Source organism: Undibacterium sp. SXout7W, from assembly GCF_049339385.1.
GTDB lineage: Bacteria > Pseudomonadota > Gammaproteobacteria > Burkholderiales > Burkholderiaceae_D > Undibacterium.
In genome coordinates this window covers 1-241 of record NZ_JBMPPF010000197.1, presented here as the reverse complement: position 1 = coordinate 241, position 241 = coordinate 1, and the positions used below count along the sequence as shown (strand labels likewise).

Below are 241 nucleotides of genomic sequence, written 5' to 3'. Positions count from 1 at the left end.
GAAGGTAAATTACTGGCGACAGGCAACAGTCCCTTCAGTATTCATGCAGACAACGACCTCACCAACAACCAAGGCTTCATCGGAGGCAATGGTGATGTGCTACTGACAGCGGCAAACATCAGCAATATTGGTGGCACCGTCTATGCCCGACAAGACCTGAACATCACGACCGCAGCAAAGTTAGACAACAGCCAAGGTACGGTGCAAGCAGATGGCAAACTCAACCTACAAAACGGCACCG

General features: G+C 51.0%; 1 protein-coding gene. It reads left to right on the top strand.

Annotated elements, in window-relative coordinates:
- On the top strand, nucleotides 1-241 hold a 241-nt coding region (locus ACO0LB_RS21085; protein ID WP_423052713.1), incomplete at both ends, for a hypothetical protein.